Below are 22,494 nucleotides of genomic sequence, written 5' to 3'. Positions count from 1 at the left end.
ATGTCAGCTAGGGTCTGAGCACCGAAGGGGCTGCAAATGGGCGCCTGAGCGTAGCCCGCGGCACGGCATGTGGAGACCTGCCCTGTTGAGGTGTCGATGCGCCACGATCCGCTGGCTGTCGCAGCTACCTGAAACCTGCTGTTCGAGGTGAACAGAGACTGCGCCCCGACCGCCAGCAACGCGGCACACGCCACGCCGATTGCGAGCGTATTACTACTCTGAGCCATTGGTTCCCCCCGAGGGCTGCTGCCTGCGGTACGCCCCCGCAAGCAAGCTCCTGAACCCTGGTGATCGGGGAGTTGGAAAACCGAGCCTAGCCGGTCCCTGCGGCCTTTAGCCGGAGAGCCTGGACATGCGCCGCAGGCTCCCCGACCGCAAGGTCGAGGAGAGCGGTGCCATTCCGGACGGCACCATTCCGCTAGGCTTCAGGGTTTCCACGCCCCGGAGCGCCGCGTCTGCGCTCTGTGCCCATCGTTACAGGGCTGCCGAGGCGCTGCCAATGGGCTTGGCTGTGTCGAACTCACCGCGAGAGCGTCGGTGCCAATAGTCCAGCTCGGCAAGCAGCACGTGCTCCGGTTGGGTTTGCTGAAGGTGCAGTAAGTTAGCTAATACCAGCGTAGCCTTAGTCATCTCCTGCGATGCAGCTCGCATATCATCGTAAATGGCCTGTATCCGCCACCCGTTGGCGGCATGAATTACACAGGCGTCGGGCACCAAGCCACCGATTGCGACATCACTATCCCGAGCTGTACGAACGGCGGTGTAGACAAGTTCTGGCCGGAAATTGCGACCACCTGATGCTGAGATAGGTAGGCGCGAGACGTATCCGTACCCCTCTTCCAAGAAGGCAACAAAGTCGAAGATCGCGGCCAAGGCCGACCAAGGGCGCTCGGCATGCGTCCACTCCAGATTAGCTAAAGGGTTCGAGGCGGTCCGGCGGAATTGCTCTTCTCTGTCGAACACCCAGGCAATGCGGGCGTCGTGGTCTTTGGTTTTGATGCCGAAGCAGGCCGAGAGCTGTATGGCAATCCAACCATCACCGCCGTTTCCTCCCGAGCGTCCTTGTGTGACCGCTTGCCCATCAGCAAATTCGATGAGTGCGCGAGGAAGGTCTAAGTCATCGGGGCCGAAGCCTCCCGCGACAGGGATAAGGCCGCCCCCCTTTAATGCTTGTGGGAAGTAGAACCGCTCGAAGCCGGCGTATTGTTCCGCCGCCGCCAGGACCGGTTCTACCAACCGGACCGCCGATGACCTGCTGTACTCGTTGGCGGCGACGTGCACCGCCTGCTGATACCAGCCAATGACGGCCTGCGGGTCCGCCGCTGCATCGAGCGGGAGGACGGTGGACCTCAAGGAAACTTGGGAAGGGAGGGCGGCGATGGCGAGGTCGCGATGCCACGCCTCCAATGCCACTTCGAGCAGCCGCTGGTTCACACGCCATGGAATGGCCTGGAGGTAATTGGCCGCTTCCACCGCGACCGCGGATAGGCGCTCCGAGTGTGACAGGCGTGTTCCTGCGGCTGGCCTACGTTGAGGCGGGCCTGACGCCGCCGGCCGGTGACCTTTACGCTAGCGTCCCAGGGCTCTCAGAGCCGCGCTGGCGGCCGGGCGTGAAGAAGGTGGTCTCTGCCATGCTCTTCCGAACCTCGCCTCTCACGCGGGCTCCTAGAGGCACCCGGAGCATGCTGCCTTCTGGTCTCCCGGCCTCTCAGCTTCGTTCCGCCATTCTCACCGCCCATCCAGCCTTGGCGGGGGTCTTCGAGACCGGCATTGGGCTTCGCCTCATGTTCCGCGAGTCGCAGGTGCTGGTGGCTGCACTCCTCACCCTAGCCGACAAGGGCATCCCTGCGCTGCCGATGCATGACGGTCTGATGGTCGCTGGATCGAAAGACGACTTGGCGGCCCGCATCATGGGTGAGGCTGCCCAGGACGTGACGGGCCACCGCCTCCCTATCTCATTGAAAAAGCACTACTAGTTACGACGCACATAGAGGGCACCGGGTGGGCCCTTTAGGTGTTGTGCTCACCGTCTTCTCACCGCCGATCATGACGGTGGTGGCGAGACTGAGTGGAAGACCTGTGGCCCCTCGGGCTCCAGGCGGGTGGTGGTCTCCCCTCCATCACCCTCCTACCCGAAGCTCGAGACAGTGCCGGCATCAGGCCACCATCGGCGGGAACAGCTCGCCACCTTCGTGCACAACCGCTCCGGCTAAAGGGGAGGGGTATGCTGCATCCCAAAGACCTTGCGCACCTACGCCCGATGCCCTCGCACCATGCCCGACACCATGCACTGTTACCCACGACTTAGACCATGAGGCCGGCACGGGGGACCTGATAGCTGCCACGTACACCTGATGCCCGACACCATGCCCGTCTCCCCTCTGCCCATCACGAGGGGCATCGTGTTTGGCGACGGTCAAAGACGTTCAAGCTCGGTGATGAGAGCGGCGTCTTACAGAAGACCAACTACACGGCGGCGGTAGGAGAATGATTGGCGATTGGAGCGCCCAAGTGAGCGCCCGCCTTGCAGCCGCATTTCGCTTATTGGTTGGTCTCCTGAGGCCGCGAAGTGCCGGCAAGCGGCTGATGGCGGACCCGATGGTGCGCGAGGCGGTGTTTAGGCAGGCCGTGAGGGGCCGTGCGGCTTATGCGGCGGTGAAGGGCCCGACGACGGACCAGAAGGCAGGCGCGGGGACCATCGCGAAGGCGGGCCAAGCGTTCGGGGTGGACCTGAGTGGGATGGTGCCGGAGCAGTAGGCGGACGAGATGGTGGCCGGGGCTGGCCGGGGGTGGGCTTGTCTTGCCTTCTCTCGGCCGTTGTCAGCCCCGCCAGTCCACCAATCGAGTCATCGCGAAGACCGCTACGGCCATCAAGGGGTACAACACGAGGAAGGCCGCCGCGCCTTGAAGGCCCCGCCCCGCTGTTCCGTCCTCAACGATCACCCGCCGGGCCAACGCAAGGGTGGACGTGAGGGTGACCACAGGGAATACCGCAGTAGGAGCGGCCATCCGCATGATGATGGGTCTCCTTGAGCTGCGAACCAGCAGGGCGGAAGACTGCGAGCGACGAGCGAGCGCTACAATGGGCAAAGCCCGCGCCTTCAAGCAGCGCTAAGGCATAAGCGCCAGCCTGTCAGAGCAACCAGCAACCGCAACTGTCACTCACCCGCAGCCGTAAGGGCAGCGTCCCGCTGTGCTAGGTAAAGGATCATGGCGGCAGTCTGATGCAATTGGAGAGCTGCCAACTCGGGTGAGACGCTTCGAGGGACGGTACCTGCCCCGTGACCACCTTCCTTATTTCGAACAGTCGGGGTGGAGCTTTCCAGCAAACCCTTAAGATGGTTGAGACTTGTAGATGTATAGGGCGCGATAAAGCCCGATGTGACCGCCGCTTGGATTAACTTACTAGCTGAATCTGTATTCTTAATTGGCCACCTGCGAGCAGAGCCGATTATCTTGAGAACACTCTCAAAAGCCTTGCCGCAATCAACAATGCAATCTTCTAGCTCTCTGTTACGAAAAGCGTGGTGGGCAGACCTATACTCCTGTTCGGCAGCAGCGAAACGCTCCTGATTGAGCAAGATCAACACAGGTAGAACCGCCTCTTTATGCATAAGTTGCGAATCTATGCGAACGATATCGGGGCTAACGAATTGGTATCCTAATGCCGCCTCTTGTAGTCGAGCATTAAATTCATCGATTGCATCGTCAGGCCGGACATCTCTTCCCTTGTAGTCGTCAGGTTTTTGCCTTATCAAATAATCTATTCCACGCAGACAGTACTCCACGGCATCTAGCCAGGTTTCAACGCTCGGAGTAAACTCAATAAACTTAAAAAGCTCATCCGCTTCGTCGGAAGCATATTGCACTAATTCATGCACGCCGACTTCGCGTCTCATTTCGCGAACGATGTGTCTGTATAACTCTCTACCCGAGTGTTCATAGCCGTAAGCATGAAATGAGCCCATACCAGAGCGCAAAATCTGCACAACTTGCACCCTCACCTTATCGGATATGAGATCGTATTCGTAGACGTCATTTTTGCTTGATTCTTGCTGTCGGCGCCGTCTGGAATAAGTTGGCGTAAGCATTTCCGTCTCCAGCTTGTCATCGCTACGATAGCATAGCAGCATCTGCGGCTACCCGCCGTAGACCCTTCACTGCCGCCGGCACATCGATCCGAGTAGTCTCCTCCGCCAGAGCCTTCAAACTGATGCCGCTCACATAGCTCCGCCCAACACCACCGCCACCCGAGTGACCTGCAAGCGCATGGTGGCCTTCGAACCTACTCTCGCCAGCCCACCCACCTGGCCATCGCGAAGACCGCCACGGCCACCACAGGGAACAGCGCAAGGAATGCCGCCGCGCCTTGCAGGTCTCGCCCCGCGGTTCGGTCCTCAACGATCACGCGCCGGGCGAGCGCGAGGGTTGGCGTGAGGGCGGCCATGAGGAACACCGCCGTCGCCGCTGCCTTCCGCATGTCGGTGGGTCTCCTTCAATCGCGAAGCGAGCGGACGTGGCGAGCGTCTAGCGAGCGCTACAATTGGCGAAGCCCGCTCAGGATGCTGTGTATTCGGGGGGCAGGCTTCTAAATCCGGCAACGGCACGGAACCGAGAGACGGCGAGATAAGTCTCATAGAGATTGATCGGGCCCATCAGTATGTCCTTCGATCCACCAATGATGAGCGAAGTTTCGTCCACAGCGACGCCGCCGGCTTCATGCAAATGCATCTGAGCCCTTAGGTTCTTCCGGCGCGGCTGATCTTTCGGGTCATACCCGTGTTCGTTTATGTCGCGAGCATCTCCTAGAGCCTTAAGCGCGGCTTGAAATGTCCGGCGGTGCTCTCTGTTGACTAATAGGAGAGAAGCGCCCTGTTCGCAGATACGAACGGCTCTCGCAGCGTTAAAAACGAACGATTGCACGAGGGCCGAGTGAATGGTCCCATTGATCCGGACGTTTTCGAGCGCCTTCATAAATTCCGGGCAATCTAAGTCAGCCACTACCCGTATCTCGTTGTCGAGCATTCGGCCTAAAATCTCGAAGTCCCGGCACGCTACTTCCAGGGCTGTAGCAAGTCCTACAACTGTACGTTTCCGGCGGTTATGTAAATCGAAGCTAGCGTCGTCGGCACTCATAATCGCAGCTCCCACTTCAGACCCCGCACCGCCTCGGGCGCCTAGATCCGGGCCATCTCATCCGCCAGCGCCTTCAAGCCGAAGCCGCTGCCGTAGCTCCGCCCGACGCCACCGCCGCCAGTTTGCCCAGTGAGTGGATCGTGGCCTCGACTCTCGCCAGCCAAACCACCGAGGTATCGCGAAGACCGCCACGGCCACCACCGGGAACAGCGCGAGGAAGGCCGCCGCGCCCTGGAGGTCTCGCCCCGCGGTGCCGTCCTCAACGATCCCCCGGCGGGCGAGCGCAACGGTTGGCGCGAGGGTGACCGCAATAGCCATTGGCGTAGTCGCTGCCCTCTGCATATCGGTGGGTCTTCTGACGCCAGGACCAGACGAAACTAGCGAGCGACCAGCGAGCCCTACAATGGGCGCTGCCCACACAAGACCAAAGCTCCAGACCGAGCATGCGGCCCAGCCCAAGGCGGAGCCAGCCGCCCTATCCTCGCGTTGATGGTTCTCCTACCCGCCAGCCTGCGAGGTCGCCCTGTGGCACTAGGAATCATCTCGGAACTGCGTCGGCCTGTCCCGCTCGGATTAGCTATCGCTACCGTCGCCTTGCTCGCTGCCGAGATCATCATGGCCCTCCAGCAAGGCAATGAGCGCCGGTTGCATGCTCGGCACATCACCATGCTCGTGACAGTCCAAGAAGACCTCCGGCGACAACTAGCCCAGCAACAGGCGACGACAGGAGCGCTCACCGAGTTGCAGGCCAGAATCGCCGCAAGCGAGCAGGAGGGCAAGCTGGCCACTCAGAAGCTCGTGACGGCTCGGGAAGAGCTTTCCACCTTGGAGCTGCGCCGCAGCGAGTTGCAGCAAAGAGCAGAGGAGGCTGACAAGATGCTGAGCGCCCAAGCTCAGCAGCTTGTTGCCCTCCAGGCCCGGGCTCAGCAGTCGAGCGATGCCTTGGCGGCGGCGGCACGAGACATAGCCCTCGCACACGCCGAGCGAGGCCAGGTGCAAGATGCCGTGACGAAGTTGAGCGCGGAGAAGCTGAGTAGCGCCTCTGAGCTGGAGGCTGCCCGGAGCAAACTCGCAGAGACACAAGGCCAGCTTTCCTCGGTTGAGGAGGACCTCACGGCGAAGACCGGGGAATTGGCAACGCTCGACAAGCTGCTGAGCGTGACACGCCAGCAGGTCGCCGCTCAGAAGGAGCCTACCGAGGGCGCAGCCAATCAGAACCGAGAGATTGATCCTGAGGCAAACCCGGGAGCCCCGGCGGCGAAGTAAACCTTAGCACTGGGCTCCCACCTCAGACATCGGGCCGCCTCTGCCTACGGTAAGCCACCACCGCAACGAGACCCAGCAGCGCCGCGGCAGCAAGGACTGTAGAGGTTCGTGGCAGGGCGACCGGGAGCATGCTCCACTGTGGAAGCTGCCGCTCGCCTTCGACGGGCCCGAGAAGCCACGAGAGCGAGCGCCGCAGTTGGCCCGTCGCGTCGCGGTTGAACCAATGGCCATGCGTGAAGATGACCCGATCCGGGTTGAACGCCACGAGCCTCCAAGCTGCGAGTACGACCTCTCGATGATTCATGCGGAGGAGGAGCCGGAGGTAGAGGGGCGCCTTGCCGTTCGGCGCGACGATCCCGAGGACCCATGCGAGAGTCCGCGGACCAAGCGGTAGGAGGTCGCCCTCCAGGTTGATGACGAGGTCCGTAAGGAGGAGCGTCTTGCTCGGGCGGTGGAAGAGACAGACCTCCTTGAACACGGGACCGGTGACCAGCACTTGGTCAATCTCGCCCACCCAAATGCGAGGTGGCTTGTTCGTCAGCTCCGCGTCGATCCGAACGCCGGAGCGGCGAACCTGCCCACGGTCCGCAAGCCCCGGGACCGCCCAGGTGATTGCGTTCGGGCAAGCTTCCTGCCAGTCGCGAAGGAACATCCAGTGGCCCACGCTCGGGGCCACAAGGTGCTCGACGCGGCCCATCGCCTCCAGAGCGCGGTGAAGGCTCGGGCGGTACGGAATAGGCGAATGCAGCAGTAGCCCACCGCCTGCTAGCCGCAGCACCGTCATGCGGATGGGTAGAGGAATGCCGCCCGGGTGGACCGGCGCAGCGTCCACGATCCAGACGCCATCAGCAACCAGCTTAGGCGTATTCAGTGGCGGGTAGCTGATGTGGTCGGTCACGCTCCCGATCTCCTGTCCGCTCTCCGCCGTCCCCTCAGGTGAACCGCTGGGCCGATATCGGATCGCTGGCGGGGAAGGTCTCCTCAAGCCCATCATCGAGTAACCGCTCCTGGCGATCCCTCCCGATGCTGCTCGTGTCGTGGCCAGCAGGCATGAATGCCGTGGCCGGGTTGGTGCCCCTCTGCCCAACGTTCGATGCTGAGCGACCGTTCGACCTTGAGCGGCTAGTAGACCTGCCAAGGTACCCACCCTGCCAGAGCAGGTACCCGAGGCCGGCTACGGCAGTGCCGACGATAACGCCAAGTCCCATCTCACTTGACACAAGCTCGCCAAATCGAGTGGGACGGCGCCCCTGTATGACCCGCGTCTTGGCCCTAATGAATATGCGGGTCGCATCCCGGACCTCGTCCGCCGAGAGGACCTTCTGAGCCGCGGGCAGCAGTTCGCGCTTGAGCCGGTGAAGGTGCTGGTCAACGAGGAAGGTCACATCCTCGAAGGTATCGAGCCAGCCTTCGGAGCCCTTCCGGCGATACCGTGTCAGCCCGTTAAGCTGCCGCATGAACTCCCTGTGCCCGGCATACAGCTCGGCGGCGAGCTGGCTCGTCTCAGGCCGCTGCGCGAGGGGGCCATACAGGCTGTATTCGATGGCCGAGGCGTGTGCCTCCAGCTCGTTAATCAGCTCCCCGAGGAGCGTCTCGCGGCTTCGCACGACACCGGGTCCGTTCAAGGCCCTCGGCGCCTCATGGATGAGATGCTCGATGTTCGCGTGGTCGCGTCCGATGAGCTGCCAGACATCCATGAGCGGTACTCCCTAAGTTGTACCTCCTAACCGTCTCGCTCTCTAGCTGTTCCTCAGCGTGGTTCTTTGTGGCTGGACTTTCCCGAATTTGCGTCAGCGTTTACGGATGGCAGACACTTCCGGGGAGGGCCCGGCGGAATAAAGGGCATTACCGGTAGGGCCATTCGGAACTTCAAGCCGAATGCAGCATGCCCCTGAGATGGGCCGGCGACAGGATGAGGCCGTCACTAGTGGTGACCCAAGGCGTCCCGGTGCCGTCGTTGAGCGCCTTGAGGGCTTCATCCAGCGCCTCTTGGAGGCTGGGCAGCTCCCTCGGTTCCGTGGCCTTCGTGCTCGTATCAGCAGGCCATACGGTCAACGATGCCGGGCCTGAGAGAGAATGGTGGTACTGCATCATAATTCTGGGCTGGCCAATTGCCGCCGCTCGATGGCCGGCGATTAAGGCAATATATGGCACAGCTCGCTTGGAGAAGGCCCTGCGGCGATAGAGCGGGCTTAAAGCATCAGAGGGTTACTGGCACCATGGGACTACTACGGTGCGGCGGCCGGGCGGGATGCCGTTCGGCTTAGACCTCCCACCGTAGAGCCTCACCTGCCTCGCCGCTTGGCGCTCGCCGCCTCAGGGGCCCACCGTGACCGCCGCAACGGCGCGGGCGCCGAGACCACCACAGGCGCCCCGAGTTTTGCCAGCTTGTCCGCCAACGCCTCGGGCCTCAGGTGGGTATACCGCATTAGCATCCGGGTATCCCGGTGGCCGCTGATGAGGGCGACTTCAGGGATGCTCAGGCCCAGCTCGAAGAACCGGCTCACAGCCTCGTGCCGGAGGTCGTGGTACCGGAAGTCAAGGAGGGGGGCTCGCTTCATCACCCACCGCCACGCCGTCTTCACCGCATCCTCACTCGTCGGGAAGACCCGAAGCTCCCCCGAGGCCGCTACCGCCATCCGTTCCCGGAGCACCGCCAAGGCCCGCCCGGTCAACGGTATGGTCCGCGCATGCCCGTTCTTCGTGGTCGGGATGAGCAGGGTGCGCTTGGTCCAGTCGATATCCGGCCACCGCAACCGGAGGACCTCTCCGCGCCTCATGGCGGTCTCTAGGCCCAGTTCGACCATGGGTAGGACGTTCGGGTTCCGGGACCTCCGGCAGCCCTCCCGCAAGACCTCCCACTCGCCGGCCTCCAAGCGTCGGGTTCGGGCATCCAGGACCTTGGGCTTCACCACGAGGGCGAATGGGTTCTCGGAGAGGGGTACGTCCCAGACCTTCCGGGCAACCTCGAAGGCGTGCCGGTAGAGGGCCAGTTCCCGGTTGATGCTCGCGGGCTTCACAGTGCGAAGCCGGTGGTCTCGGTGGGCCGCCACCTTGGCGACCGTGAGGGCGCTCAGGGGCACCTTCGCGATGGCATGCTTGAGCAGCACCTTCACCGCCATTGCCTCCCGGACGGCTCCCCTCTTGGTAGGGGTCACGGTGTCTCGGTAGCGCACCATGATGTCACCCACGGTGAGGGTGTCGAGGGTCCTGAGGCCAGCCGGGAGACCCCTCCTGTCTGCCTGGGTCTCGGTCTGTCGTGCCCAGGTCTGAGCATCGGCCTTGGTGAGAAACGACCGGGTCACCGTAGCGGACCCCTTACGCCTCACCTGGACGTGCCACTTGTCGTTCCGCTTCCTGATGGTGGCCATGGGTCTCACTCACTGTGCCCAGATTGTGCCAGCGAGTTCCACGAGGGTGCCCTGTCGCCTCCTACCCCTACCTACCCCCTAGACCGGGGTGGTGCCCTAAGGCACTATCAGTGCATGGCTTTGTACGTCGTCGCCATGAACCTCGAGACCACCGAGGAAGACCTGATGCACACGGTCTTCCCGCACCCGACGCTGTCCGAGATGATGCATGAGAGCGTGCTGGATGCTTATGGGAAGGTAATTCATACTTAAGAAATATTCAGCGAGCGCCCCAGCCTGCTTATAGTCTCTGGGGCGCCATTTCTGTATGTTGCTAATTATTTTTTTAAGAGAATCTTGTATTCATTTATAAATCTATTACCCAATCTTGTAACAATAACAACGCGATCGTTCACTAGTTCTAAAAAGCTGCAGCGTATAAAATAGGATATTATAGTTTCAAACGATTTATCACTTACCTCAGAAAGACCGATCCCATCCTCTTCGTTGCGAATGACAGATGCTATTATTGATGAAAATCTTTGCCGAACAAGTCGAACGTCTGTATCCATTTTCATAATAGGCGCTATTATAGAAAATATCTCAGCCCAGCTCAACTTTATTTTTCTCTCTTGTGAGCCTCGCCGGCCAAAATATTCCAATACGATTTCGAACAAAAATAAATGATCATCAAGGGCCAAATCTTCGACAGCAAGTTGCGACTTTAGTTCTAAAATTTCTGACTTTAGGATGTGATTTTCGTATTCCAGTTGCTTTAACTTCACCGCAGTGCTTTGATCGATATTCCCGGCTCTGACCCAACCCACGCCGGGATGTGAACGAAAAGCGTTACTCAGCGCAATCATGACATCGACAACGAGTAATTTCGGATCGTCCCAAAAGGCAACAAGTCTACCTTTCGAGGCTTTCTCACGGAACTTATTCAGTTTCCTGAGCTTGCTTTTTCTGTATCAACATCGGAAGATGGAATATCACCGACGTTCTTTCTAATAAAAACTAACACCGTTTTCGATTTCAAAACGGCATAGTCGTATTCTTGCTCGGTGTAACTTATGCCTGTTTCATCTGAAGATCCGTATCGCCCCGCTATGATTAAAACGTAATAATCACATTGATCGATTACTTCTTTGATATAATCCAAAGCTTTTTTATCAATCGAACCAAAATCTTCCATGGCGGCAGGTATTTCAGTCTGCCGCAATACAGCCTTTGCAATTTCTCTTCGAACGTCAATTAGATCGGTATAGGTTGATGATATAAAAATTTGATACTTCTTCTCCATTTTGTAGGCCCTGCTTGCCTTCGCGATTTTGATTTTTTCGATGCATTAAGCGATGGAACAAACTAGAAAAATCATATGCAATAGGGCTTTGCATATGATTAAAATCTACTCATACCACCGCTTGTGCAAATTTCACGTATTTACGCGCCGGACCATCGATCGAGATGAGCGTTAGGGTGTAGGGCATGAGTTCTTAAGCCTTTTTTCAGCCTTTTTGGCAGCCTCCCATGCTCGACGCCACAAAGCTCCTCGCCAACGCGCTCGGCGAGCACCTCGCCCTGGTCTACCGGCGCACCTTCGGCAGCCGGGAGCCGGGCTATGTCGAGGTGATCGAGGAATCGGCGCGCCTGACGATCGAGCGGATCGTGCAGAGCGACGCGCTCTACCACGACGCCTACCACACCACCCTGGTGACGCTGGTCGCCCAGGACATCCTGCGCGGGCGCTTCGTGGCGCAGGGGGTGTCGCCGCGCGACTGGCTGCACGCGATCCTGGCCGCGCTCTACCACGACATCGGCTACGTCCGCGGCGTCTGCGCCGGCGACACGCGCACCCGGTTCGTGATCGACCGCGCCGGCACCACCGTCGGGCTGCCGCGCGGGGCGTCCGATGCCGGGCTCACGGCGCACCACGTCGAGCGCTCGAAGATCGCGGTGTGGGAGCGCTTTTCCGACCACGAGTTCGTCGATGCCGGCCGCGTGGCCCGCGCCATCGAGCTGACGCGCTTCCCGGTGCCCGACGACGGCGACCACGCCGAGACCGCGACGGAGGCCGGGCTGATGCGCGCGGCCGACCTCATCGGCCAGCTCGGCGATCCGCTCTACCCGCGCAAGCTCAACGCGCTGTTCCACGAGCTGAAGGAGGCGGGCCTGTGCGAGCCGCTCGGCTACGTCGACCCGGCGGATCTGGCCGAGCGCTACCCGAGCTTCTTCTGGGGCAAGGTCGAGCCGGTGATCGGCGACGCGATCCGCGCCCTCGACCTTACCGTGGAAGGCCGGCGCTGGGTCGCCAACCTCTACGCCCACGTCTTCGCGATCGAGCACGACCGCCGGCGGATGGGGCCGCATCCCGGCTCGGGCGAGCCGGCCCCGTCTCCGCCCCCTTCCGCGACCCCTTGACCGAACCTTAACCGATCTGGTGTGTTCTCGTTATGTTCTCAAACGAGTCGCACCTCATGCCCGTCGCCTCCGCTCCCGCCCGCCGGGCCGACCTGCCGCCCGGCCGCTGCCCGGTCGAGGACATCGCCCGCGCCTACCTCCTCACCAGCGCGGGCGACGCCGACCTCGCCCTGCGCTGCGTCATCGCCGACGCGCTCTCCGACCTGCTCGAAGCCGACCGCCGGGCGCGCGAGCGCAGCCGGCTGATCTCGCGGGGCTTCGTGCGGGGACGGGACGGGTAGGGGGGAGGATGCGCGGGTGTCAGTCGAACAGGCTCGACACGCTGGCCTCGGTCGCGGTCCGGCCGATGGCTTCGCCAAGCAGCGGGGCGATCGTCGCGACGCGGATGTTGCGGGCGAGCTTGACGGCCTGCGTCGGCTGGATCGAGTCGGTGATCACCAGCTCCTTCATCCGGGAGGCGGCGATGCGCGAGACCGCGCCGCCCGAGAGCACCCCGTGGGTGATGTAGGCCGAGACCTCCTTGGCGCCGGCGTTGAGCAGGGCTTCGGCCGCGTTGACGAGGGTGCCGCCGGAATCGACGATGTCGTCGACGAGGATGCAGGAGCGGCCCTCGACGTCGCCGATGATGTTCATCACCTCGGACTCGCCGGCGCGCTCGCGGCGCTTGTCGACGATGGCCAGCGACGCGTCGATGCGCTTGGCCACCGCCCGGGCGCGGACCACGCCGCCCACGTCGGGCGAGACCACCATGCGGTCGGTGCTCGTCAGCCGCTCCTTGATGTCGCGCACCATCACCGGGGCGGCGAACAGGTTGTCGGTCGGGATGTCGAAGAAGCCCTGGATCTGGCCGGCATGGAGGTCGAGCGTCAGCACGCGGTCGGCGCCGGCCTCGGTGATCAGGTTGCAGACGAGCTTGGCCGAGATCGGGGTGCGGCCCGAGGTGCGCCGGTCCTGCCGGGCGTAGCCGAAATACGGGATCACCGCCGTGATGCGCCGCGCCGAGGACCGGCGCGCGGCGTCGATCATGATCAGCAGCTCCATCAGGTGGTCGTTGGCCGGGTAGGAGGTCGACTGGACGATGAAGACGTCCTCGCCGCGCACGTTCTCCTGGATCTCGACGAAGATCTCCATGTCGGCGAAGCGCCGGACCATGCACTTGGCGAGCGGCAGTTCCAGGTATCCGGCGATCGCCTCCGCCAAGGGCCGGCTGGCATTGCCGGCGATGATCTTGATCGAAGACTTCATGCCTGCGGGCTCAACATTTGGGGTCTCGGGCCGAGACACGTCCTGAAGACCTGGAACGACCGGCCGATCGACAGGCCCGTCGGCATCCGCGTCGATCGGGCTCTTATCAGCGCGGTCGAACCGTCACAATGGCCGGCGCCGCGCCGGCCCGCGCTCTGCACAGCCGGCGCCCTACGGCTCCAGCAGGCGGTGGAGGTGGACGACGAAGTACCGGGTCTGCGCGCTGTCGACGGTGGCCTGCGCCTTGGCGCGCCACGCCGCCTTGGCCGAGGCGTAGTCGGGAAAGATGCCGACGATGTCGAGGCCGGCGAGGTCCTTGAACCGGATGCCCTCGATGTCCTCGAGCTCGCCGCCGAAGACGAGGTGGAGCAGCTGGTCGCTGGCGATCGTCGTGGTCACGGGTCTCTCCTGGTCGCGGCACGCGCGCCCTCAGGCAGGACGCGTGCCGCAGGGCGCGGCATCGCCGGGCGCGTCGCAAACCCCATCGCCGCCGTCAAGCCCGCCCGGCGCGGACCCGCCAAGCGCAGACCTGCCGGGCCGACGCCATCAGTGCCGGGAGGCCTCGCGCTCGGCCTGCGCGATCTCGCGGCCGATCTGGAACAGCAGCCGGTCGGTCATGCCGCGCAGGGCCTCGGACCCGCTCTCGGCGACCGCGGCGTGCAGCGCGATGCAGAGGTCGGCGGCGCGCAGCAGCGGCGCCTCCTGCTCCGGATCCGGAGCGGCCACCACGTAGCCGGCCTCGGCCTTCCGCCCTTCGGTGATGTCGATCAGGATGCCGGTGCTGCGCACGGGCCGGCCATGCGGATCGTGGAAGACCCGCCCGCGGCTCAGGACCCAGCGCGGCTGCCCGGAGAGCATCCCGGCGCGGTACTCCGCCAGCACGAGGCCGCCGACGCGCATCGCGCGCTGCACCTCGGTCGTCATCCACGGCAGGTCGTCGGGGTGGATGCCGGCGACCGCCTCGTCGAACTCGAGTTCGCGCCCGGCCAAAGCGGCGTCGCCCGCCAGGAGCTCGGCGGCCCCCCGGTCGTAGCGCACGCGACGCGTGACCGGGTTCCAGTCCCAGGTGCCGACGACGCCCGACGCCTGGAGGGCGGCATGCAGCTCTTCCGCCGCATGTCCTCTCTCGTCGATGCCGTCGAATTCCATCGGCCTGCCAAAGGTGTCATGAGGATCGGAAACGTCGAGCAACAAATCACATACGGTTTCGACTTCGTCGATACAACCACACGTTAAGAGTCTGGGCGGTCGGGTCCGCCTCCGTCCGTGATAGGAACCGCCCCCCCGGCAGCCCGCGGACAAGGCATGTCACAGCACGACGACCTCGCTTGGACGGCGGAAGCGGCCTGCCGCGACGCATGGCCCGCGACCCGTCAAGATCACCTCGACGGATGGCTGCTGCGCGCCTCGGGCGGGCCGACCCGGCGGACGAACTCGCTCAATCCCACCCGCGGGCCGCGCGGGCCCGCCGCCACGGCGATCGCGGCCTGCGAGCGCGAATATGCGGCGCTCGGCCAGCCGGCGATCGTGCGGGTGGTCAGCCTCGCGCCGGAGCTCGACCAACCGCTCGCGGACCGGGGCTACGGCGCGGAAGGCCATGCGCTCACCCTGTTCGCCGCCCTCGACGGGGTGCCGGCCGGGCTCGATCCGGGCGTGCGGCTGGTGCCGGCGCCCGACGCCGGCTGGCTCGCGCTCCGCGCCCGGCTTGCCGGCGCGGGCGCGGAGGCCGCCGCGATCTACGCCGCGATGACCGGCCGCATCCGCGGCCCCCGCGCCTTCGCCGCCCTGGAGCGGGCGGGCGAGACCGCCTCGATGGGCTACGCGGTGATCTGCGGATCGCTCGCGGTGATCGAGTCCGTCGCGACGCCGGAGCGGCTGCGCGGGCAGGGCCACGCCCGCCGCACCGTCGGCGCCCTGATGCGCTGGGCCCGCGCCAACGGCGCGACCGGCGCCTGCCTCCAGGTGGTGGCCGAGAACGAAGCCGCCCGCGCGCTCTACGACGGTCTCGGATTTCGCACCGAGCTGCTGCGCTACCACTACCGCTGGCCGGGCTGAGCCCGCGCGATCGCCGGGTCTTTTGTCGTCGGGATCTACGCCTCGAACAGCGAGCCCTGCGCGGCGGTCGGTGCGGGTGCGGCCGGCGCGGCCTTGGCCCGGCGCGGGGCGCGCTTCCGCGCCGGCGGGGCGCCCTCCGGCGCGGGTGCGGCCGCTTCCCCCTCGGTCCTGGCCGCCACGAGCCCGTCGGCGAACTGCAGCGTCACGGGCGTGCCCGCCGGCAATCCGAGGCCGGAGCGCAGCGTTGCGCCCGCGCCGTCGCGGACCAGCACGTAGCCGCGGGCGAGCACGGCGCGGTAGCCGAGGCTGCCGAGGAGGCCGCCGGCCCGTTCGAGTCGGGCGCTGCGGCGCTCGATCAGCCCGGCCCCGGCCTGCACCATCCGCGCGTGCGACGCGGCCAGCCGCTCGCGCGACCGGGCGGTCTCGGTCTCGGCCCGGCGCAGCGTCGTCGTCCGCGCGACAACCAGCCGGTGGCTCAGCGCGGCGAGCGCGTCGCCCTTGCGGGTCGCGTGGTTGGCGAGCGCCTGGCGCGGCCGATGGTCGATCGCCGCGAGCCGCGCCCGCGCCCGGGCCAGAACCAGTTCCGGCGGATGCCGCACGAGCCGGTCGAGCAGGCGCGAGAACCGCTCGCGGAAGGCGCGGGCGTTGCCCGCGAGCGCCGGCGCGAGCCGGGCCTCGGCGAGGTCGAGCCGCTGGCGCTTGGCCGCCAGGAACGCGTCGGCACCGGGCATCGCCCGCAGCGCCGAGCGGAAATCCGCGCCGAGTCGGTCGAGCTTGCGCTCCACCGCGCCGCGGCGGCGGCGGGTCAGGTCGTCGAGGGTGACCAGCAGATCGCCCCGCACCGGCACCGCCATCTCGGCGGCGCCGGTCGGCGTCGGCGCGCGCCGGTCGGAGACGAAGTCGATCAGCGTGGTGTCGGTCTCGTGCCCGACTGCCGAGATCAGCGGGATCCGGCTCTCGAAGGCGGCGCGCACCACCGCCTCCTCGTTGAACGCCCACAGGTCCTCGATCGAGCCGCCGCCGCGGGCGACGATCAGCACGTCCGGCCGCGGGATCGCGCCGCCGGCCGGCAGCGCGTTGAAGCCGCGGATGGCGGCGGCGATCTCGTCGGCCGCGCCGTCGCCCTGCACGCGCACCGGCCAGACCAGCACGGGGCGCGGGAACCGGTCTTCCAGCCGGTGCAGGATGTCGCGGATCACCGCGCCGGTCGGCGAGGTCACCACGCCGACGACCTGCGGCAGGAACGGGATCGCCCGCTTGTGCTCGGCCGCGAACAGACCCTCGGCCGCCAGCGCGCGCTTGCGCTCCTCCAGCAGCGCCATCCAGGCGCCGATGCCGGCCGGCTCGAGGCTCTCGATGACGATCTGGTACGAGGACTTGCCGGGAAACGTCGTGATCTTGCCGGTGGCGACGACCTCGAGCCCCTCCTGCGGCTTCTGCCGCAGGCGATTGAAGGTGCCCTTCCACACCACCGCGTCGATGCGGGCGTTGCCGTCCTTGAGCGAGAAGTAGGCGTGCCCCGAGCCGTGCTGCCCGCGGAAGCCCGAGATCTCGCCGCGCAGCCGCACGTGCCCGAACGCGTCCTCCAGGGTACGCTTGAGCGCCGAGGCGAGGTCGCCCACCGACCATTCCGGCTGGTTGGCGACCAGCACGGCCGCGGGCGGGACGTCCGCGGCCGGCGGCGACCTGCGGGGGGCGGGGGGCGGGACGAGGGCCATGGCGAGAGTGCTATGCGGACGCGGCGCCGAGGTCAAAGGCCGCCGCGCGACGGTGGATCCGGTGCACGACGCCCGCCTTCGTGCGAAACGGCCCTTTCCCCGCTCCCGGATTTCGGGAACATCCTGATCGCATGAACATCCTTCTCATCGGCAACGGCGGCCGCGAGCACGCCCTCGCCTATGCCCTCGCGAAAAGCCCGCTCTGCACCCGGCTGCTCACGGCGCCGGGCAATCCCGGCACCGCGCAGCACGGCGAGAACCGGCCGGAGCTGAACGTCGCCGACCATGGCGCGGTCCGCAGCTTCTGCGAGGCCGAGCGCATCGGCCTCGTAGTGATCGGGCCCGAGGCGCCGCTGGTCGCCGGCCTCGTGGACGACCTGACGCGGGCCGGCATCCGCGCCTTCGGCCCGACGAAGGCCGCCGCGCAGCTCGAAGGCTCGAAGGGCTTCACCAAGGAGCTGTGCACCGAGCGCGGCATCCCGACGGCGGGCTACGGCCGCTTCGCCGCGCTCGATCCCGCCCTCGCGCACGTGCGCGCCGCGGGCGCCCCGATCGTGGTGAAGGCCGACGGGCTCGCCGCCGGCAAGGGCGTCACCGTCGCCGAGACGGTGGAGCAGGCCGAGGGCGCGCTGCGGGCGCTGTTCGCGGAGGCGGGCGCGGAAGTCGTGATCGAGGAATGCCTGTTCGGCGAAGAGGCGAGCTTCTTCGCCCTGTGCGACGGCACGCGGGCGATTCCGATGGGCACGGCGCAGGACCACAAGCGGGTCTTCGACGGCGACCGCGGTCCCAACACCGGCGGCATGGGCGCGTATTCGCCGGCGGGCATCGTCACGCCGGCGATCGAGCGGACCGTGATGGAGACGATCATCCAGCCGACGCTCGACGGCATGCGCGCGCGCGGCACGCCGTTCACCGGCATCCTCTATGCCGGCCTGATGCTGACCGCGGACGGCCCCAAGCTCATCGAGTACAACACCCGCTTCGGCGACCCGGAGGCGCAGGTGCTGATGCCGCGGCTCGCCTCCGACCTCGTGCCGGCGCTGCTCTCGGCCTGCGACGGCGACCTCACCGGCGTCTGCCTGGAATTCGACGCCTCGCGCGCGGCGCTGACCGTGGTGATGGCGGCGGCCGGCTATCCCGGCACGGTGGTGCGCGGCTCGACGATCCGCGGCATCGCCGATGCCGAGCGCGACGGCGCCCTGGTGTTCCAGGCCGGGACCCGGGCCGAGGGCGAGGCCATCCTCGCCGACGGCGGCCGGGTGCTGGCGGTCACCGCGCTCGGCGACAGCGTGCTGGAGGCGCAGGCCCGCGCCTACGCGGCGGTCGCCCGGATCGACTGGCCGGAAGGGTTCTGTCGCCGCGACATCGGCCGGCGCGCCGTCGCCCGCGAGGTCGCCGGCCACGGCATCTGACCGTTTGCGACCGGGCGAGGCGGGTGTGTCCCGCGTCGCCAGATCGCAAACTAACGGCCGAGGGCGTAGAGGGCGATCGCGGCGGCGTTCGAGACGTTGAGGCTGCGGATCTCGCCGGTGAACGGGATCTTGGCGAGCACGTCGCAGCAGGCGCGGGTGCGCTCGCGCAGCCCCTTGCCCTCGGCGCCGAGCACGATCACCGCCGGCCGCGTCGGGGTCAGCGTGTCGAGGCCGGTCTCGGCGTCGGAATCGAGGCCGATGCGGGTGAAGCCCTGCGCGCCGAGGGCGATCAGGGCCTCGGCGAGGTTGCGCACCACCAGGAACGGCACGTGCTCCAGGCCGCCGGAGGCGGATTTCGCCAGCACGCCGGTGGCGCCCGGCGCATGGCGCGCGGTCGTGACGATGCCTGTGACGCCGAAGGCCGCGGCGGTACGCACGATCGCCCCGACATTGTGCGGATCGGTGATCTGGTCGAGCGCCAGCAGCAGCGCGTCGGCCGGCAGCGCGTCGAGGCCGGGCGAGGCGAGGGGTTCCGCCTCGAGGTAGAGGCCCTGGTGCACCGCATCCGCCCCGAGCAGCCGGTTGATGTCGGACGGCCGCACCAGCTCGGGCTCGATCCGCAGGGTGCCCAGCTCCTCCACGAGGCGCGCGGCGCCGTTCTCGGTGGCGAGCAGCCGGTGCAGGATCCGCTCGGCATTGCCCATCGCCTGCACCACCGGGTGGAACCCGTAGATCACCGCGGCGCCCTCGTGCGCCGGCTGCGGCCCGGCCGGCCGCGGCCGCTGACCGTAGGCGGGCTTGCCGAAGCCGGGTTTTCCGAAAGCGGGTCTTCCGAAGCCGGGCTTGGCGTAACCCGGCTTGCCGTGGCTCGACTTGCCGAAGCCGGGCTTCCCATACCCTGGCTTGCCATGATCGGCCTTGCCGAAGCCGGGCTTTCGCACCTCGGACCCGGTCGGCCGCCCGCCGTCGCCGCCGTCATCGCTCTCGCTCGCCATCCGCTCAACCATTCCAGACCCGTGCTGCGCGCGACCGCGCAGGAAAACAGCGCCCCGCCAAGGCGCGCGAAGCGGCAGCGTTAGCACGGGCGGGGCGAAGTTGCCGCACCCGCCCGGCGCCGCCATCCCGCTCCATCCGCGACAAACCGGCCCGCGCCCGCCGCCGCCGCACAAGCCGCGATCCGCCCGTTGCCCTCCGCCCGTGGCCCGACTATAGAAACCTCGGCCCAGCGCCAGCGCCCTTCGTCTATCGGTTAGGACGTCAGCCTTTCACGCTGAAGAGGCGGGTTCGACTCCCGCAGGGCGCGCCATTTGCGTACAAAACTGCGAACACCGGGTACGTCTGCGCCACCGGCTCCGGTTATGGCAGTTTCCAGGCTCTCCTTGTCGCCGACGATGCGGATCACGTCCGCTGCGACCTCCACCCGGTCGACGATCGCCTGAAGCCACGCCTTTCGAAACGGGATCTCGCCCGACGTAACGTGCTCGCGCATCAGACGCCCGAAGCGCTCGATCGTTTCAAGGCTGATCTCGGCAGAGCCCGGGCTGGTATCACGGATCCGGCCAAGCGCAGCCTTCGCTAGATCCCGTTCCGCCCGCAAAGCGGAGAGCCGCTCCTGCAGGAGGTCGTCCGGCTCGTCCTCACCGTTTTCCACGAGCCGGTAAAGCCGCCGCAGCTTCTCCTCCGCCAGCGTGAGTTCGCTGCGCAGCGCAGCCACACGGCCGTCGACCTCCGCCGCACGCTCGGCTCTGAGCGCCCAGAGCGATGCCAAAGTCGCCCGCAAACGCTCGGGCTGCAGCAGTTCGGCCACGAGGTGGTCGGTGACGAGCGTATCGAGCGTAGCCATTCGGATCGAGCGGCCCGAGCAGCCCGTCGCCCCCTGACGCGCCTTCGTCGAGCAGCTGTAGTAGGTGTGCACCTTCTTCGATTTCGAGGTCCCGGTCCGCATGGTCATCGCGCCGCCGCAGCTTGTGCACGTCGCAAGTCCAGTGAGCAGGATCGGACCCGTCACCACCCGCGGCGGCGTAACACGCGGATTGTGCGCCTTCAGCGTCGTCTGCACTGCCTCGAAGACGTCAAGCGTAATGATCGGCGGCACGGCGACGGCGATGTGCTCCGCCTTCGGCTTTTCCTGCAGCGTCTTCGAGCAGTACTTATTGAAGCTCCACTCGCCGACGTAGATCCGGTTCGTCAGGATGCGGTGGATCGTAGCCACGCCGAATCGTGCACCGGCACGCGTGCGGTAGCCTCGCTCGTTCAGATAGCAGCAGATCGCTTTCACCCCGAGCGGACCCGACTGCCCGTCGCCATGCCGGTAGAGCCGAAAGATCAACCGGACCGTCTCGGCCTCGACCGGGTCGACGATCGCCCGCTTCTTCATCCGGCTGCCGCGCCGCTCGACCTCCTCAAGCGTGTAGCCGAGCGGCAGCTTGGAGCCGTTGTAGAAGCCCTGACGCGCGTTCTCGTTCATCGCGCGCTGGACGTGCTTGCTGTTCTCGTGGCTGCTGTACTCGTCGAAGAGCGCGAACATTTGGCGCATCATCTCGGCAGCGGGATCGTCGCCGAGTTCCTGGGTGATCGAGACGAGCCGCACCCCGACCTTGGCGAGGCGGCGCACATATATCTCCATCCCCAACGCATCGCGGAAGAAGCGGGAGAGGGAGTGCACCACGATGACGTCGTAGGGGCGGTCGCCGTCCTCGGCTCGAGCGATCATGGCCTGGAAGGCGGGACGGTTGTCGGCGAGGGCAGAGGCTCCGGGTTCGACATGCTCGGCGATGACGGGCCAGCCGTGGGCGGCACAGTAAGTTTGTACCGATTTGCGCTGATCGGGGATGGAGAGATCGCTCTCGGCCTGCCGGCCCGTCGAGACGCGCAGGTAGACGCAGGCGCGCAGTTGTCCGTCGCGTGCGGGCAGCGGACGGTTCGAGCGCTTGATCAGTTTCATGGTTCGAACCTCGCAGACGGCTGCGGCAGGGTGAGTCGGCGGCGGAGACAGGCAAAGCCGGGATGCGCCATGATCCACAGGCCTGTCGCCACGCTCTGGGCAGGCGGGGCTTCGGCCGGCAGGGTCGGGGGGCGTGCGAGCGTCATCGCGATAAGTCGCGCAGAAGCGCGGTGATCGCGTCACCGAGGAAGGTCTCGATCACGTCGAGCTCGGCCCATGTGACCGGCACCGGGCGCGGGAGATCGTTCACGACCTGAGGCGGATCAGGATCGCGTCTGGGCACACGTCCGCGTTTGCGCTGACGGGACAGCGGCGCGGGCGCATCGGTGCCGAAGTGGGCTCCCCGACCTTTGACAGGTGCTCCGGCGGCCGGGGACTTCAGCGATGTCTTGGCGCCGGCTACCGCGCCCGATGTCATCCGTGCCGGCGTCGACGCACCTGGGGTACGCGCCACCGGCGGAGCGGAGGGTCGATACACCACGAAGCACGTGAGGTCCCACGCCGACCGGCAGCCTACGCATCCAGGGCTAGCCGCCGGCCAGCGTGGGTCAGTTTCTTCACCTTCCCCGGCGCGACACGACGCGTCCACCAAAAGACGAACCGCCGTGTACGGCTAAGATTCCTCGAAACTTGAGCAAGCGCAAGCGGTCGATTGAGCTTTACGCAGACCGCATCGGCTGAGCGGTTGAGTTTCGAGGAGCTCTGGCGCGACCGGGCAGCTCAGTGTAGGCGGCCAGCACTCTCGGATTCCACAATCTATGTGGGTGGGCAGCCAGGATTCACACCCAGCGCAAGGTCGACCCAGCCGCGTAACTGGGGCAGATCACCGGGCGGTGGCGTTTTGCGGTTTGGCTCGGGCGTGATTCAACATGCGGCATGGCGCTGCCGGATCCCGATGGTTTGGATGCCCTTTCGCTGAGCGAGCTTCGCGGGCTTGTCGTGGGCCT

General features: G+C 65.6%; 21 protein-coding genes, 1 tRNA gene and 1 pseudogene. 8 read left to right on the top strand and 15 right to left on the bottom strand.

Going from position 1 to position 22,494, the window contains the following annotated elements; genetic code table 11:
• Nucleotides 1–474 precede the first annotated feature (474 nt).
• Nucleotides 475–1,473, bottom strand: coding sequence for a DNA-directed RNA polymerase (locus MKK68_RS16645; RefSeq protein ID WP_244031544.1), 999 nt, complete (start codon nt 1,471–1,473; stop codon nt 475–477).
• 272 nt (nt 1,474–1,745) lie between these two features.
• On the opposite strand from MKK68_RS16645, the gene MKK68_RS16640 reads away from it, so the two are divergent.
• Nucleotides 1,746–1,976, top strand: a complete 231-nt coding sequence (locus tag MKK68_RS16640) for a hypothetical protein (RefSeq protein WP_244031535.1) — start codon at nt 1,746–1,748, stop codon at nt 1,974–1,976.
• A 1,182-nt stretch (nt 1,977–3,158) separates the two neighbouring features.
• Here MKK68_RS16640 and MKK68_RS16635 read toward each other — a convergent pair.
• From MKK68_RS16635 to MKK68_RS16625, 3 genes are all read right to left on the bottom strand, one after another.
• A complete protein-coding gene (locus MKK68_RS16635) occupies nt 3,159–4,133 on the bottom strand; it encodes an STM4504/CBY_0614 family protein (protein WP_244031533.1) in 975 nt (324 codons plus the stop codon).
• 152 nt (nt 4,134–4,285) lie between these two features.
• Entirely contained in the window at nt 4,286–4,480 is a 195-nt protein-coding gene (locus MKK68_RS16630; RefSeq protein WP_244031531.1) for a hypothetical protein, read from the bottom strand.
• 77 nt (nt 4,481–4,557) lie between these two features.
• Nucleotides 4,558–5,136, bottom strand: a complete 579-nt coding sequence (locus tag MKK68_RS16625) for a hypothetical protein (protein ID WP_244031529.1) — start codon at nt 5,134–5,136, stop codon at nt 4,558–4,560.
• Nucleotides 5,137–5,751: 615 nt separating this feature from the next.
• On the opposite strand from MKK68_RS16625, the gene MKK68_RS16620 reads away from it, so the two are divergent.
• On the top strand, nt 5,752–6,402 hold the full coding sequence (locus MKK68_RS16620; protein ID WP_244031527.1) for a hypothetical protein: 651 nt from the start codon (nt 5,752–5,754) through the stop codon (nt 6,400–6,402).
• Nucleotides 6,403–6,424: 22 nt separating this feature from the next.
• On the opposite strand, the gene MKK68_RS16615 is transcribed toward MKK68_RS16620, so the two are convergent.
• From MKK68_RS16615 to MKK68_RS16605, 3 genes are all read right to left on the bottom strand, one after another.
• On the bottom strand, nt 6,425–7,300 hold the full coding sequence (locus MKK68_RS16615) for a DUF4336 domain-containing protein (protein WP_244031525.1): 876 nt from the start codon (nt 7,298–7,300) through the stop codon (nt 6,425–6,427).
• A 34-nt stretch (nt 7,301–7,334) separates the two neighbouring features.
• Nucleotides 7,335–8,099 (bottom strand): hemerythrin domain-containing protein, encoded by a 765-nt coding sequence (locus tag MKK68_RS16610; RefSeq protein WP_244031517.1) that lies wholly within the window; start codon nt 8,097–8,099, stop codon nt 7,335–7,337.
• A gap of 588 nt (nt 8,100–8,687) precedes the next feature.
• A complete protein-coding gene (locus tag MKK68_RS16605; protein WP_244031515.1) occupies nt 8,688–9,773 on the bottom strand; it encodes a site-specific integrase in 1,086 nt (361 codons plus the stop codon).
• A 114-nt stretch (nt 9,774–9,887) separates the two neighbouring features.
• On the opposite strand from MKK68_RS16605, the gene MKK68_RS16600 reads away from it, so the two are divergent.
• The gene (locus MKK68_RS16600; RefSeq protein WP_187275488.1) at nt 9,888–10,025 is read left to right on the top strand and encodes a hypothetical protein; all 138 of its coding nucleotides are present in this window, start codon (nt 9,888–9,890) and stop codon (nt 10,023–10,025) included.
• Nucleotides 10,026–10,090: 65 nt separating this feature from the next.
• On the opposite strand, the gene MKK68_RS16595 is transcribed toward MKK68_RS16600, so the two are convergent.
• Nucleotides 10,091–10,618, bottom strand: a complete 528-nt coding sequence (locus MKK68_RS16595; protein ID WP_244031513.1) for a hypothetical protein — start codon at nt 10,616–10,618, stop codon at nt 10,091–10,093.
• A 77-nt stretch (nt 10,619–10,695) separates the two neighbouring features.
• Complete coding sequence (locus tag MKK68_RS16590; RefSeq protein ID WP_244031511.1) at nt 10,696–11,055, bottom strand: DUF4062 domain-containing protein; 360 nt, start codon at nt 11,053–11,055, stop codon at nt 10,696–10,698.
• 227 nt (nt 11,056–11,282) lie between these two features.
• Between MKK68_RS16590 and MKK68_RS16585 the strand changes: the two genes are divergently transcribed.
• Nucleotides 11,283–12,173, top strand: coding sequence for a metal-dependent phosphohydrolase (locus tag MKK68_RS16585; RefSeq protein WP_147728060.1), 891 nt, complete (start codon nt 11,283–11,285; stop codon nt 12,171–12,173).
• A 56-nt stretch (nt 12,174–12,229) separates the two neighbouring features.
• Complete coding sequence (locus MKK68_RS16580) at nt 12,230–12,454, top strand: hypothetical protein (RefSeq protein ID WP_147728059.1); 225 nt, start codon at nt 12,230–12,232, stop codon at nt 12,452–12,454.
• Between the two features lie 19 nt (nt 12,455–12,473).
• Here MKK68_RS16580 and MKK68_RS16575 read toward each other — a convergent pair whose 3' ends face one another.
• The 3 genes from MKK68_RS16575 to MKK68_RS16565 all read right to left on the bottom strand — a co-directional run bounded on the left by MKK68_RS16575 (nt 12,474) and on the right by MKK68_RS16565 (nt 14,567).
• The gene (locus MKK68_RS16575; protein WP_147728058.1) at nt 12,474–13,418 is read right to left on the bottom strand and encodes a ribose-phosphate pyrophosphokinase; all 945 of its coding nucleotides are present in this window, start codon (nt 13,416–13,418) and stop codon (nt 12,474–12,476) included.
• 171 nt (nt 13,419–13,589) lie between these two features.
• Nucleotides 13,590–13,817 (bottom strand): DUF4170 domain-containing protein, encoded by a 228-nt coding sequence (locus MKK68_RS16570; protein WP_147728057.1) that lies wholly within the window; start codon nt 13,815–13,817, stop codon nt 13,590–13,592.
• A gap of 147 nt (nt 13,818–13,964) precedes the next feature.
• Nucleotides 13,965–14,567, bottom strand: a complete 603-nt coding sequence (locus MKK68_RS16565; RefSeq protein ID WP_243946626.1) for a PAS domain-containing protein — start codon at nt 14,565–14,567, stop codon at nt 13,965–13,967.
• Between the two features lie 156 nt (nt 14,568–14,723).
• Here MKK68_RS16565 and MKK68_RS16560 point away from each other — a divergent pair, with 156 nt between their 5' ends.
• Nucleotides 14,724–15,473 (top strand): GNAT family N-acetyltransferase, encoded by a 750-nt coding sequence (locus MKK68_RS16560; protein ID WP_244031509.1) that lies wholly within the window; start codon nt 14,724–14,726, stop codon nt 15,471–15,473.
• Nucleotides 15,474–15,508: 35 nt separating this feature from the next.
• Here MKK68_RS16560 and xseA read toward each other — a convergent pair whose 3' ends face one another.
• Nucleotides 15,509–17,191, bottom strand: a complete 1,683-nt coding sequence (gene xseA / locus MKK68_RS16555; protein ID WP_244031501.1) for an exodeoxyribonuclease VII large subunit — start codon at nt 17,189–17,191, stop codon at nt 15,509–15,511.
• A 131-nt stretch (nt 17,192–17,322) separates the two neighbouring features.
• Here xseA and purD point away from each other — a divergent pair, with 131 nt between their 5' ends.
• The gene (gene purD, locus MKK68_RS16550) at nt 17,323–18,603 is read left to right on the top strand and encodes a phosphoribosylamine--glycine ligase (RefSeq protein ID WP_147841946.1); all 1,281 of its coding nucleotides are present in this window, start codon (nt 17,323–17,325) and stop codon (nt 18,601–18,603) included.
• Between the two features lie 50 nt (nt 18,604–18,653).
• On the opposite strand, the gene rlmB is transcribed toward purD, so the two are convergent.
• Nucleotides 18,654–19,598 (bottom strand): 23S rRNA (guanosine(2251)-2'-O)-methyltransferase RlmB, encoded by a 945-nt coding sequence (gene rlmB, locus MKK68_RS16545; protein ID WP_244031499.1) that lies wholly within the window; start codon nt 19,596–19,598, stop codon nt 18,654–18,656.
• 236 nt (nt 19,599–19,834) lie between these two features.
• Here rlmB and MKK68_RS16540 point away from each other — a divergent pair.
• Nucleotides 19,835–19,909 (top strand) — tRNA-Glu (locus tag MKK68_RS16540).
• 513 nt (nt 19,910–20,422) lie between these two features.
• Here the strand turns inward: MKK68_RS16540 and MKK68_RS16535 are convergent.
• Nucleotides 20,423–21,547 (bottom strand): annotated as a pseudogene (locus MKK68_RS16535) (recombinase family protein); the annotation flags it as partial.
• Nucleotides 21,548–22,494: the final 947 nt, after the last annotated feature.

Source organism: Methylobacterium sp. E-016 (assembly GCF_022829745.1).
Lineage (GTDB): Bacteria > Pseudomonadota > Alphaproteobacteria > Rhizobiales > Beijerinckiaceae > Methylobacterium.
Note: the sequence above shows the minus strand (reverse complement) of the source record. Positions and strands in the feature narration are given on the sequence as shown.